Genomic DNA, 13,750 nt, shown 5'->3' with positions numbered 1-13,750 from the left:
AGGTAGAATTTGAGTTTAGATAAAATAGTTATAAAAGGAGCAAAAGCAAATAATCTAAAAGATATAGACCTTGTATTGCCTCGAGACAAGATGATTGTATTTACTGGACTGAGCGGTTCGGGGAAATCATCCTTGGCTTTCGACACAATCTATGCAGAAGGTCAAAGACGTTATATTGAATCCTTATCCAGCTATGCAAGACAGTTTTTAGGGCAGATGGATAAACCGGATGTAGAGTATATCGAAGGACTATCCCCTTCGATCTCTATAGACCAGAAAACGACGAATCGAAATCCCCGATCCACGGTAGGAACCGTAACAGAAATATACGATTATTTCCGGCTTTTATATGCACGGGTGGGTGTGCCTTATTGCCCAGTCTGTGGCAAGAAAATAGAAAGCCAAAGTGTAGACCAAATGGTTGACCGGATTATGGCTTATCCGGAAAGGACGAAAATTCTTCTCCTTGCTCCCGTTATAAAAGGAAAAAAAGGGGAGCATAAAAGGCTTTTAGAGAATATAAAAAAAGAGGGCTATACGAGAATTATTGTCGACGGGGAACAAAGGGAAATCACAGAAGAGATCAACCTTGAAAAAAACAAAAAACACGATATTGATATCGTAATTGACAGACTTATCGTGAAGCCTGGCATTGAAAGCCGGTTGACTGGATCTTTGGAAATGGCGATCCATTTAAGCGAAGGTACGATAAAGATACAGAAAGAAGCTGGCGAAATCGACGTCTTCAATACAAAGCTGGCCTGTCCAGACGGTCACATTTCCTATGATGAGATCGAACCCCGTTCTTTCTCTTTTAATAATCCTTTTGGTATGTGTCCAGAATGCAACGGTCTAGGATTTCATAAAGAAATTGATCCTGAAAGGGTCCTTCCAAACTATGATCTTTCCGTAGAACAAGGCGGAGTAGATGCCTATTCTACAGCTAAAGAAGGTACCTATTATTATGAAATCATAAGGGCATTAGGAGAGAAACATCATTTCTCTATGGATAAACCTTTAGCGGAAGCACCACCGGAATTTATTCAAGAGCTGCTGTATGGAACAGGAAAAGAAGAATTAAAATTCGTATTCAACAGCCATTATTCTGGAAGAAAAACTTATACGGGAACTTTCGAAGGAATCGTGGAAAATCTTACACGAAGATATCGTACAGGTTCCGATGCAACCCACGATAGAATAGAAGAATACATGGCTGAGATCGAGTGTCCTCTCTGCCATGGGGCAAGGCTTCGCCAAGAGTATCTTGCAGTTCGCATCAAAGACAAAAACATCTATGAAGTGACTGAACTATCCACCTATCAATGCTTAAAATGGTTTGAACAATTAGAATTAAATCATAAAAATAAACAAATTGCCGAGGAAATATTAAAAGAAATAAAGGAAAGGCTGCAGTTTTTGATTAATGTTGGATTAGATTATCTGACACTTTCTAGAATGGCGGCTACTTTATCCGGGGGAGAATCCCAGCGTATCCGTCTTGCTACACAAATAGGATCCGCGTTGGTCGGTGTAGTCTATGTTCTTGACGAACCGAGTATCGGACTTCATCAAAGGGATAATGAAAAGCTTTTGGATGCTTTAAGAGGTTTAGCGGATATCGGAAACACTTTGATTGTAGTGGAACATGATGAAGACACGATGAGAGAGGCGGATTATATTGTAGATATCGGACCTGGGGCAGGAGTTCACGGCGGTGAAATTGTAGCTCAGGGAACGATGGAAGATATCTGCAAAAGCGAGAGGTCTATTACGGGACAGTATCTCTCCGGCAAAATGAAAATACCTGTTCCAAAAGAACATAGAGCTCCCTCTGGATGGCTGAAGCTAAAAGGCTGCAGAGAAAACAATCTGAAAAATATTGATGTAGACTTCCCAGTAGGAACATTTACCTGTGTTACAGGAGTTTCCGGGTCTGGGAAAAGCAGTCTGGTAAATGAAATTCTTTATAAAATTCTCAGCAGAAAATTAAATCGTTCTCGTTTAAAAGCGGGTAAATATGATTCAATCGAAGGTTTGGAACAGCTGGATAAAGTTGTACAAATCGATCAGTCCCCTATAGGACGATCCCCTCGTTCAAATCCGGCCACTTATACAAAGGTATTTGATCTTATTCGAGATCTCTATGCTCAGGTACCGGAAGCGAAAATGAGAGGCTATTCGAAAGGGCGATTCAGCTTCAATGTAAAAGGCGGACGCTGCGAAGCCTGCAAAGGCGATGGTACGATTAAAGTGCAGATGCACTTTCTTCCAGATGTATATGTTCCCTGCGAAGTTTGCCATGGAAAAAGGTATAACAGAGAGACTCTTCAAGTAAAATACAAAGACAAATCTATAGCAGATGTGTTAGACATGACCATAGAAGAAGGATATCATTTCTTCGAAAATATGCCGAGTATCCGAAGAAAGATGGAGACACTCCTTCAAGTAGGCCTAGGTTATGTAAAGATCGGCCAGCCTTCTACAGAATTATCCGGAGGGGAAGCTCAGAGGGTAAAACTAGCAACAGAACTCAGCCGACGAGCTACTGGCCAAACCGTATATATTTTAGACGAGCCTACAACTGGACTTCACACAGAAGACATTCGAAAATTGATAGAAGTCCTCAACCAGCTGGTAGAACAAGGAAATACAATCATTGTTATCGAGCATAATCTGGATGTGATAAAAACGGCAGATTATGTGATTGATCTAGGGCCGGAAGGGGGACACGGCGGCGGAGAGATTATCGCTTGCGGTACACCTCAGGAGATAGCAGAAGTAAAGAAATCTTATACAGGACAATTTTTGAAAAAGATATTATAATTTATAGGAGGCAGATTATGAAGAAGGTATGTTTGTTATTAGCGAACGGTTTTGAAGAAGTAGAGGCTTTAACACAAGTAGATTATTTAAAAAGAGCGGGAATCCATGTAGATATGATATCTGTTCACAGCACAAAAGAGGTTACCGGTGCTCACGATATTAAAGTAGAGTCTGACCGTTATCTAAATGCGGTCTTGGAAGATCAATACGACGGGATTATTATACCTGGAGGAAAAGGTGTAGAGATCCTCAAAATTACGAAAGAAGTCATCAGTTTAGTTCAAGCATTCCATGGCAAAGGAAAACTTGTGGCTGCGATTTGTGCAGGTCCTGTAGTTCTTGGAAAAGCAGGACTTCTTCAGCACAAAAAATACACTTGCTTCCCCGGTTTTTCAGAAGAAGCGGGAAACGAAGAAAACCATAAAGATGTACCCGTCGTAATCGATGAAAATGTGATTACTGCAATGGGAGTGGCCTTTGCCCAGCATTTTGCTTTTGCTATAACAGAATATCTGGAAGGCGAAAAAACAAAGAATGCATTGATTAGAGAAACATTATTCAATCGCTATTAATGGAGGAATCAATGAATAAAATTTTAGTATGCGATGATGAGGAAGATATAGTAAAAGCCATTGAAATTTATTTTAAAATGGATAATTATGAAGTTCTAAAGGCTTACAACGGAAAAGAAGCCTTGGATATTCTTCAAAAAGAAAAAGATATCGATCTGCTATTAGCAGATATTATGATGCCGATTATGGATGGAATCGAGTTAACACAAAAGGTGAGGGAATTCTCCGGAATTCCCATTATCATCTTATCGGCAAAAGGCGAACTTACAGATAAAGTCCATGGTCTAAATGTGGGAGCAGACGATTATATTACGAAACCTTTCGATGCAGTAGAACTTTTGGCCAGGGTAAAATCCTGTCTGCGCAGAATGAAATTAACGAATGATATCGATGATATTGGCGTGTTTCGTGCGGGAAGAGTCCATTTAGATGATGACAAAAAGGATGTAAAGATTGATGGAGAATCTATAAAGCTTACTCCTTACGAGTATGGAATACTCAGGCTCCTTATACAAAATAAAGGAAAGGTGTTTTCTTCAGACGAGATCTATGAAAAAGTATGGGACAGTCCGCCTTATGATGTTAAAAAGATTGTTTCTGTACACGTTTCTAGACTTCGAGATAAAATTGAGATTAATCCAAGAAAACCAGATTTATTAAAATCAGTATACGGCATGGGTTATAAGATAGAGGAATAATAATGTGGAATCGGCTTAAAGACCTTTTTTGGAATAAAATCGGCGGATATATTGAAGAACAGATATTTACATTATTTGTTTTTTTTGGTTTTGGATATCTGTTCTTTTCTATACTTCTTGAAATAATAGGGTTGTTCTTTATATATGATTTGCTGCTTACGATCTTTATGGCAGCAGCAATTGTGCTTACTCTTATTAAATTAATTAAGGATATTTCGAAATATGGAAAACATAGTTTCTTAACCTATGAAATGGTAGGAAATTTTTCGGTAAAATACACTGGCGTATATATCGAGACCTTTCTAGTGATAGTTTTTATGTATGTCGCCTTTGATTTTATCCGCCAGACCAATAGCGATGCGGTGGGGCTTCTTTTAATCGCAGCGATTATGTATCGGGCAACTATATCTGTTATAAAGAGCAATATGGGAAAAATTGTCCTCAATAAAAAAGTTGAAAAGCTTTATGACGGTATGGTCAGCGAAGAAATTTTTCTTGAAAAAACCATCAGCGAAACACTGTATCTTTTAGATCATTTATATGGTTCTATGCAGGAATCTATGGAGGAAAAACTAAAGAGCGAACGTCTTAAAACAGAGCTTATAACAAATATTTCCCATGATATAAAAACGCCCTTAACGTCGATAATAAACTATGTAGATCTTTTGAAAAATGAAGAGAATGATACGGAAAAGGAAAAGTATATTAATATACTGGATTATAATTCCAGAAGGTTAAAGTCGATGGTTTTGGATTTGATTGATGCTTCAAAAACAGGAACAGGAAATATTGAGTTTCATAACGCTGTAGTCGAATTAAATGAGCTGATACTTCAAGTTTACAGCTTATTTGACGAGGATTTTAATGAAAAAGGCCTTGATTTTAAATACGAAACGGAAAGAGAAAATATCTTTTTTATCATCGATGGCGATCAGCTGAGCCGAGTCTTTGAAAACCTCTTTAGCAATGTAGTAAAATATTCAATGAAAAACACGCCGGTTTACGGAAAAACCTATATACGGGATAATGAGATTACCATACAGATTATCAATACATCTTCTTATTTAATAGAGGTGAGCGGCGAAGAGCTTCTTCAGCAGTTTGTTCAAGGAGAAAGATCCCGCCATATAGAAGGTTCTGGTCTGGGACTCTATATAGCAAAAAATATAGTAGAACTGATGGGCGGAAAATTATCCGTAGAAGTCAATCAGCAGGATTTTATTATACAAATGAAGTTTAGAGTAAAAGGCAGGGAGTAGCAAAGGAAGGCGGGATTGCTGACGCAATCCAGGCAAGATAGGAAAAGATAGGGAGAAGGTTATAGGGTTGAAAGAAAAAGTGTGAAATGTGAAAGAGGGGAGAGGGGAGTTGTAGTGGAAAATAAGAAGTACGCTTATTTTCTACGTTTGAAAAAGGCGTCGATAGACGCTCCACTCCCAATCGCCTCCCCCGAGCTGGGAAACTGAGACTTTCCTAACCCGTAAAAGCAACGAAAAACCATAACCAATAGCTAAAAATTTTCTTGGAGTAACAGGCAGGTTAAAAAGAAAGGCGGGATAGCTTTGCAACTCAGGAAGGATGCCTTCGGCACCTAGACTCTAGACGGCACACTCTTAGTAAGAAAAATGTGAAGTGTGAAAGAGGGGAGTGGGGAGTTGTGGACAAAAATAAGAAGAACGCTTATTTTCATCTATTTAATAAAAGTTTAGGATCAGTGCCGAAAGGTTCTATAACTCCACTCTTTCACTCTCTGATTCGCAGCTCTTTTCTTAAATCCTAGGATGGAAAGCTAAAACCTTTCACACACTATAACAGTAAATCTATTGTCCATAAAACGAGGATCCATAAGAGATACGGATCCTCAAATAGTATAAATTCAGATTAGAACGGAGGCAGCGATGTCAGTAAGTTATGGAAAAAAAGAAGATACGGATTTAGAATTTATGATTAATCTGAGCCGGGCATATTTATCAGTTCATAGAAATATCTGCCAAGTATTCACAAAGCACGGATTAACCTCTGCCCAGTTTGCCGTACTTGAAATTCTTTTTCATAAAGGAGATCTAACGGTAGGCCAAATTGTGAAAAGTATCTTAACAACAAGTGGAAATATAACGGTAGTTATTAAAAACTTGGAAAAAGACGGTTTAGTGACAAGAAAAACCAGCGAAGAAGACCGCCGGGTAGGAATTATTTCCATTACAGAAGAGGGCAGGAAATTAATTGAAAACGTATTTCCAGAACAGCTGGAAGCGGTAATGGAATCTTTTCAGCCGATCGAAGAAGAAAATAAAAAATTTATCAGCAGCGAATTACACAAATTATGGTAAAAAAAAAAATAATCTAAAATATTTATCTATAATAGATAAAGATTTTTTATTTATAATTAAAACATATAAAAAGATATCGTTTACATGAATGCCTGCTTTCAGCCATCGAAATTGAAATAATTCAAGGAATCAAATAGATGGGAAAGTTTGAAGATCTCAAGGGAATAGGGCTTGTGCTGTTGCAAAAAAGGGCGTTGTGTCTTATAATAACTGTAAGGTCGTTTTCCCGGCTAATAAAACACATAGGAGGTATGAGTTATGGGAGCTAAAAAGACTCCTCTGTACGATAAACATATCGAACTCGGAGGAAAAGTTGTCGATTATTCTGGTTGGTTTTTACCAGTAGAATATACTGGATTAACTGACGAACATGAGACAGTAAGAAACAATGTAGGTTTATTCGATGTTTCTCACATGGGTGAATTTGATGTAAAAGGAAAGGATGCATTAGCATTTATCAATTACGCGTTTACAAACGATTATACAAATGTAGACGATTATCAAATTCAATATACATTATTATGTCATGAAGATGGTGGCATTATTGATGACTTGCTAATTTACAAGTACAACGATGAGCACTTCCTTATTATACCGAATGCTGCAAACGTTGATAAAGACTTTGCACATTTAGCAGAAGTTGCTAAAGATTTTGATATTGAATTCAAAAATATCTCTGAAGAAGTTGGAGAGATTGCAATTCAAGGACCAAAAGCACAAGAAGTTTTAGCAAAAGTAGTAGATTATAATCTAGACGATATCGCTTATTATCACTTTGCTGATAAAATTGCATACAAAGGATATGATCTTTTAATCTCAAGAACAGGATACACAGGGGAAGACGGATTTGAAATTTATGGTACACCTGAAGCAATAGTATCTATCTGGGATGATTTGCTAGAAGCTGGAAAAGAGCAAGGAATTAAGCCAACAGGACTTGGATGTAGAGATACACTTCGTTTTGAAGCAGGTATGCCTTTATACGGAAACGAAATGGCAGACGATATCAACCCTCTAGAAGCAGGATTAAAATTCGCTGTTAAATTCGATAAAGAGAAATTTATTGGAAAAGAGGCACTTACTAAAATCAATGAAGAAGGAAGAGCTCGTAAAATCGTGGGATTAGAATTAGAAGGAAAAAGAATTCCTCGTCATGGATACGAAGTTCAAAAAGACGGTAAAAGAATCGGTGAAGTTACAACTGGTTACAGACCGCCTACTGTTGGAAAATCTATTGCAAATGCATTAGTAGACGCTGATTCCGTTAAACTTGGGGACGAAGTAGAAGTAATCGTTCACAAAAAGCCGAACAAGGCAACAGTTATCAGCCGTAAATATTTAGACAAAAATAATTCGTAATTAATTAAAATTTAAAATAAAAATTAGGAGGCTTTATTAATGAAAGTAGAAAAAGGTTTATTGTACACTAAAGATCATGAGTGGGTTAAAGTTGAAGGCGAAGAAGCATATATTGGATTAGCAGATTATGCACAACACAATCTTGGAGATATCGTATATGTTGAGCTTCCAGATGTAGGCGACGAAGTAGAAGCTGAAGAAGAATTAGCATCTGTTGAATCTGTAAAAGCTGCTGCTGAAATTTTCGCACCTATCTCTGGTGAAGTAGTAGAAGCAAACGAAGATCTTGATGATGATCCAGCTTTATTAAACGCAGATCCTTATGCAAACTGGATCGTTAAAGTTTCTATTAAAGACAAAGCAGAATTAGATGGATTAATGGATGACAAAGCTTACGAAGAATTCTTAGCTGAGGAAGCATAAATGTTTCCATATATTCCAAATACAGAGGAAGACAAAAAGGAGATGCTTGAGGTTGTAGGTTTACAATCTCAAGAGCAGCTCTTTGATGTTATTCCTGAAAATCTAAGATTAAGAGATGGTCTTGACTTGCCAGACGCTAAGTCTGAGCTTGAAGTTGCGACTCATCTTCAAAACTTAGCTGATAAAAATGTTACCGTTAATCAAATGCCATGCTTTATAGGCGGCGGTGCTTATGACAGATATATCCCAAGCATTATTGGACATATCTTAGGCAGACAAGAATTCTATACTTCCTACACACCATACCAGCCTGAAGTTAGCCAGGGAACGACTCAGTATATTTTTGAATATCAATCATTGATTTCTAGACTTACAGGAATGGAAATTTCTAATGCTTCTCTTTATGACTGCGGTACAGCAGTGATGGAAGCATCTATTATGACTTCTAATGTGGCGAAAAAGAAAAAAGTTATCGTATCCGAATCTGTGGATCCTCAGTACAGAGAAGTATTAGATACCTATGCACACATGAGAGGAATCGAAGTTGTTGTAGCACCTATGAAAGATATGGCAACAGATTTTGATGCTTTAAAAGAATTAGTTGACGACAAAACAGCTTCTGTAGTTGTTCAAAGTCCAAACTATTACGGATACTATGAAGAAGTAGAAAAAGTTGTAGAATTAACTCACAGCTTCAAAAAATGCTATACTATCATGGCTACAGATCCAATCTCTCTAGCAATTTCTAAAAAGCCTGGAGATTACGGTGTAGATGTTTGTGTTGCAGAGGGACAGTCTTTAGGATTGCCTCTAGCTTTCGGCGGACCATACCTAGGAATCTTTGCATGTACAAAAGACTTCTTACGTAAGATGCCGGGAAGAATTGTTGGACAAACAGAAGACCTAGACGGTAAAAGAAGCTGGGTATTAACATTATCTGCACGTGAGCAGCATATCCGTCGTGACAAAGCGACTTCAAATATCTGTTCAAACCAAGGAGTTAATACATTAGCTACTGCTGTATATATGGCAACTATGGGTAAACAAGGTATGAAAGAAGTAGCCCTTCAATCTACTGCAAAAGCTCATTATATGTATGATGAACTATTAAAATTAGACGGAGTAGAAGCATTCACTGACAGACCATTCTTCGACGAATTTACAATCAAAACAAGCGTTGATGCTCAAACAATCAACGATAGATTGTACGAAAATGGAATCATGGGTGGAATCAATATCGAAAAATTCAACAATGAATTAGGTCATGGAATGATCATTGCAGTTACAGAGAAGAGAAAGAAATCTGAAATTGACAAATTTGTTGAAGTTGTAAAGGAGGCCTTCTAATGAGTTACGATAAAGTTATATTTGAATTGTCAAGACCTGGAAGAAAAGGCTATAATCTACCTCCTTTAGACGTTGAAGACAAAGGTTTAGAAAACTATATCCCAGATGAATTCAGAGACGACAATGATTTAGATTTTCCTGAAGTAAGTGAAGTTGACGTAATCCGCCACTACACTAATCTTTCTCAAAAGAACTTCGGTGTAGATACAGGATTCTATCCATTAGGATCTTGTACTATGAAATACAATCCAAAAATCAATGAAGATGTTGCTAAATTATCTGGATTTGCTAATGTCCATCCTCTTCAAGATGTAAAATCTGTTCAAGGTACCCTTGATATGCTTTACAATTGCGGAGAAGCATTATCAAAAGTTGCAGGTATGGATTACATGAGTTTACAGCCTGCTGCAGGTGCTCACGGAGAGATCACTGGTATCGCAATCATTAAAGCATACCATGAAGACAACGGGGACACAAAACGTAATAAAATCATCGTACCAGATTCTGCACACGGTACAAACCCTGCAACAGCAGCTATGGCAGGATACAAAATCGTTGAGATCAAATCAGCTGAAGATGGTACTGTAGATTTAGAAGCATTAGAAGCAGCTTGCGGCGACGATACAGCAGCTCTTATGCTTACAAACCCTAATACATTAGGTATTTATGATAAAAACATCGAGGACATTACTCGAATCGTACATGATGCCGGCGGACTTTGCTACTATGATGGTGCGAATATGAACGCTATCATAGCGCAATCCACTCCTGGAGACATGGGATTTGACGTAGTTCACTTTAATGTTCATAAAACATTCTCTACTCCTCACGGAGGCGGAGGTCCTGGTGCAGGTCCGGTTGGAGTGAAAGAATTCCTGAAGAAATATCTTCCAGCTCCAGTTATCGAGAAAAATGAAGACGGATACTTTATTAAAGATGACGTTGAAAAATCTCTAGGACGTATGAAAGATTTCTACGGACACGTTCATGTATTATTAAGAACTTACGCTTATCTTTTAACTATGGGTGGAGACGGACTGAAAGAAGCTTCTACAAATGCTGTTTTAAATGCGAACTATATTAAAGACAGCTTAAAAGAGTTCTACAATCTTCCTATAGACGGAATTTGTATGCATGAGTTTGTATTTGACAATGTTAAAAACGACACTGGAATTACTACTTTAGACGTAGCTAAGAGACTTTTAGATAAAGGCTTCCATGCACCTACAGTATACTTCCCATTGATCGTTCATGAGGCTATGATGATCGAGCCGACAGAAACAGAATCAAAACAAACACTTGATGAATTCATCCAAGCATTAAAAGAAATTCATGAAGAAGCAAACAGCGAACCTGAAACATTAAAATCTGCACCTCTTAATACAATAGTTCGCAGACCGGACGAAGTAAAAGCGGCAAAAGATTTAATTGTTACGTACCAATCGGAGTAAAAGATGACTAAAATTATAATTATCGGAGCAGGACCTGGCGGCTATGAAGCTGCTATCCGTGCTGCTCAGTTAGATGCTGAAGTAGTGTTGATTGAAAAAGATGCAGCTGGTGGAACATGCTTAAACAGAGGCTGTATCCCTACAAAAACATTATGGAAAATTGCGGAAGTATATAAAGATCTAGAAATTAGAAACGAATTTGGTATCCTGGCTGATAATGTTGGACTGGATGGAGTGAAAATTCGTGAAAGAAAAGATTTTGTTGTAAACAAAGTAGTATCCGGTGTAGACTTCGTGCTTGGAACCTATCCTAATATCGAAAGAATTAAAGGAACCGCTAAGTTCAAAGACAAAAACACTGTTTTGATCGATACGGAAGAAGGGGAAAAGGAAGTTTCAGGAGATGTAGTTTTAATAGCAACAGGCTCTAAAGTAGCTATGCCTCCATTCGAAGGGACAGATCTTGACAATGTTCTTACAAGCGATACGATTCTTGAATTAGAAACTGTACCGAAATCACTTGTTGTAATCGGCGCAGGAGTAATCGGAATGGAATTTGCAAGTATCTATGCAAAATTCGGTTCAGAAGTAACTGTCATCGGCGGCGACTTGCTGCCAGCATCTGATAAAGAAGTTTCTAAAAGATTAAAATCTGTTTTAACAGGCGACGGAATTAAATTCCAACTAAATGTTTTAGCAGAAAAAATCGAAAAAACAGATGAAGGCCTAAAAGTTACCGGCGGTAAAAAAGGCAAAGATACTAAGATTGAAGCATTCGGAGAGTATGTACTAATCGCTACGGGAAGAAAAGCAAATATTGACGCTTTATATCTTGAAGCAGTAGGTGTTGAGACAGAACGCGGAGCGATCATCGCAGATGATGAAGGACGCACAAATGTTGAAAACATTTACGCTATAGGCGACTGTGTTTATGGAAACGTACAGTTGGCTCACTGGGCAACAGCTCAAGGAACAAACTGCGTAGAAAGAATCATGGGATCGGAAGCAACTACTGAAATGAATGTACTTCCTTCTGCAGTATTTACATTGCCTGAATGTGCCCAAGTAGGTAAAACAGAGCAAGAATTAAAAGACGAAGGAATCGACTTTGTAAAGAGCAAATATATGTTCACTGGGAACGGAAAAGCAGTTTCATTAGCTGAAACAGACGGATTTGTAAAAATCCTTGCTACTCCAGATTTAAAAGAAATCCTAGGTGTACACATATTAGGACCTCATGCAAATGATTCTATTCACTTAGGTGCTATGGCTATAGCGAATAAATTATCTGTAGAAGATACTTCTAAGATGATATACGCTCACCCAACACTAAGCGAAGTCTTTATGGAAGCAGTTCATCTTTTAGAAGGACATTCCATCAATTCACCAAAAGCTAGATAATAGAAATTCAAACGAGACCTGTAAGGGTCTCGTTTTTTTGTTCTTTGAAAAAGAAACTATCAATATATCCCTTTAACTTGCCATAGGAGAAATGAAATTTCTGCTATGTTTTTTTCGTGTAAAATTCTTACGCTATGAGGTTTTAAAATATTGTTTCATTCTACATCAGAGGATTATCTTAAAATAGATACAGTTTTATTTAATAAAGGAGATACAAAGGAATTTCAAAAAAGTTGAATACTAAATAATCGAAAATATAATAATATACCTCTACAAAGGTTGGAATTTTAAGGTTTAAACACATCATAGTGAATCAAACTATAATAATTCAAAAATAAAAACTATTAATAATACCGAAAAAAGTTGAGAAACAAAGTATTAAGCCTTAAAATGAGAGTAGAAAATAGAAAATGTAATTTAAATATACAAAATAAGAATATAATTATATACATATTCTCAAAAAGGGGATTTGATATGAATAAGACAAATAAAAATTCAATAAGCAGAACATTCACGGCTCTATTGTTAGCTGTACTTATGATACTTCAGCCGATTGCTGCAGCAGCTGCTTCTGCCAAAGAAGATCAGCCGGTTTTAGAAAAGATTGTAGAAACAGAAAATACTGGTGAACCTCTGGAGATCAACTTAGAAGAATTAAATATAATAAGTAAACCTAGTAAGTTAGGGTGGATTGATCAGGGAAAGACGGGAAATCCCATAGAAGTGTTGAACAATACAGCAGCTGATCTATATGCAGACTCTTCAGAAGTAGAACTGAAGCGGCTAATCCTGCAAAATACAATAGAGATAGATATGCAGATGGCAGAGACTTCAGGATTGAAGATATCCGAAACAGATAATATGTACAGCGATAGAGAAAATTATAAAGAATATGAAATTGCTGTAGATACAAATAAAAAAGCATCTATATTTCCCTTTACTTTTAACCTATCGACAATTAAAGAGGGTTCTGCTTTTATTATTCTAGGAAAAGATTCAGAAGAAAATTGGGTGAAAGCAGAAGTTGTTTATTCAGACAGTGCTTTTGTAATTTCTGACAAGGCTGAAGGAACCCTTTTAACAGAAGGTCGGTCATTAGAAAGTATTATTGCTAGGGAAAAACAAGCTTCCGAAAAGGTGATTCAAGAGGCAAAGGCTATAGCAGAACAAGAAGCCTTGGAACAGAAAGCTATAGAAGAATAAACCGACCCCCAAAAGTTGGACCTAGAATCTAGCCAAAGGAGGTCGGTTTTTCATGGCAAAATATAGTTACGAACTCAAACGAACCGTAGTAAAAGAATATCTGAAAGGCAAAAGCAGTGTTGAAGATTTAGCTTTGAAATACA

Annotated in this window: 11 protein-coding genes; all 11 read left to right on the top strand. The window is 37.3% G+C overall.

What is annotated here, in order from left to right; translation table 11 throughout:
- The first annotated feature begins 9 nt into the window (after positions 1-9).
- Entirely contained in the window at positions 10-2,823 is a 2,814-nt protein-coding gene (gene uvrA / locus ACTQ46_RS04330) for an excinuclease ABC subunit UvrA (protein WP_441747698.1), read from the top strand.
- 17 nt (positions 2,824-2,840) lie between these two features.
- Positions 2,841-3,395 (top strand): DJ-1 family glyoxalase III, encoded by a 555-nt coding sequence (locus ACTQ46_RS04325; protein ID WP_441747697.1) that lies wholly within the window; start codon positions 2,841-2,843, stop codon positions 3,393-3,395.
- An 11-nt stretch (positions 3,396-3,406) separates the two neighbouring features.
- On the top strand, positions 3,407-4,093 hold the full coding sequence (locus tag ACTQ46_RS04320; RefSeq protein WP_441747696.1) for a response regulator transcription factor: 687 nt from the start codon (positions 3,407-3,409) through the stop codon (positions 4,091-4,093).
- A gap of 2 nt (positions 4,094-4,095) precedes the next feature.
- Entirely contained in the window at positions 4,096-5,352 is a 1,257-nt protein-coding gene (locus ACTQ46_RS04315; RefSeq protein WP_441747695.1) for a sensor histidine kinase, read from the top strand.
- Between the two features lie 639 nt (positions 5,353-5,991).
- Positions 5,992-6,423: a MarR family winged helix-turn-helix transcriptional regulator gene (locus ACTQ46_RS04310; RefSeq protein WP_441747694.1), complete on the top strand. Its 432-nt coding sequence runs from the start codon at positions 5,992-5,994 to the stop codon at positions 6,421-6,423.
- A 258-nt stretch (positions 6,424-6,681) separates the two neighbouring features.
- Complete coding sequence (gene gcvT / locus ACTQ46_RS04305) at positions 6,682-7,782, top strand: glycine cleavage system aminomethyltransferase GcvT (RefSeq protein ID WP_441747693.1); 1,101 nt, start codon at positions 6,682-6,684, stop codon at positions 7,780-7,782.
- 39 nt (positions 7,783-7,821) lie between these two features.
- On the top strand, positions 7,822-8,205 hold the full coding sequence (gcvH, locus tag ACTQ46_RS04300) for a glycine cleavage system protein GcvH (protein WP_441747692.1): 384 nt from the start codon (positions 7,822-7,824) through the stop codon (positions 8,203-8,205).
- Complete coding sequence (gene gcvPA, locus ACTQ46_RS04295) at positions 8,206-9,552, top strand: aminomethyl-transferring glycine dehydrogenase subunit GcvPA (protein WP_441747691.1); 1,347 nt, start codon at positions 8,206-8,208, stop codon at positions 9,550-9,552. It abuts the gene before it with no gap.
- A complete protein-coding gene (gene gcvPB / locus ACTQ46_RS04290) occupies positions 9,552-11,003 on the top strand; it encodes an aminomethyl-transferring glycine dehydrogenase subunit GcvPB (protein WP_441747690.1) in 1,452 nt (483 codons plus the stop codon). The genes gcvPA and gcvPB overlap by 1 nt, the downstream gene beginning before the upstream one ends.
- Before the next feature lie 3 nt (positions 11,004-11,006).
- Positions 11,007-12,404 carry a dihydrolipoyl dehydrogenase gene (gene lpdA, locus ACTQ46_RS04285; RefSeq protein ID WP_441747689.1) on the top strand — a complete coding sequence of 466 codons (1,398 nt, stop codon included), beginning with the start codon at positions 11,007-11,009 and terminating at the stop codon, positions 12,402-12,404.
- Between the two features lie 474 nt (positions 12,405-12,878).
- Positions 12,879-13,607: a hypothetical protein gene (locus tag ACTQ46_RS04280; RefSeq protein ID WP_441747688.1), complete on the top strand. Its 729-nt coding sequence runs from the start codon at positions 12,879-12,881 to the stop codon at positions 13,605-13,607.
- The last annotated feature ends 143 nt before the right edge of the window (positions 13,608-13,750 follow it).

The organism is Gallicola sp. Sow4_E12, from assembly GCF_052116305.1.
GTDB lineage: Bacteria > Bacillota > Clostridia > Tissierellales > Peptoniphilaceae > JBQKLI01.
The sequence above is the reverse complement of the archived record's forward strand: the minus strand, read 5'-3'. Positions and strand labels throughout refer to the sequence as shown.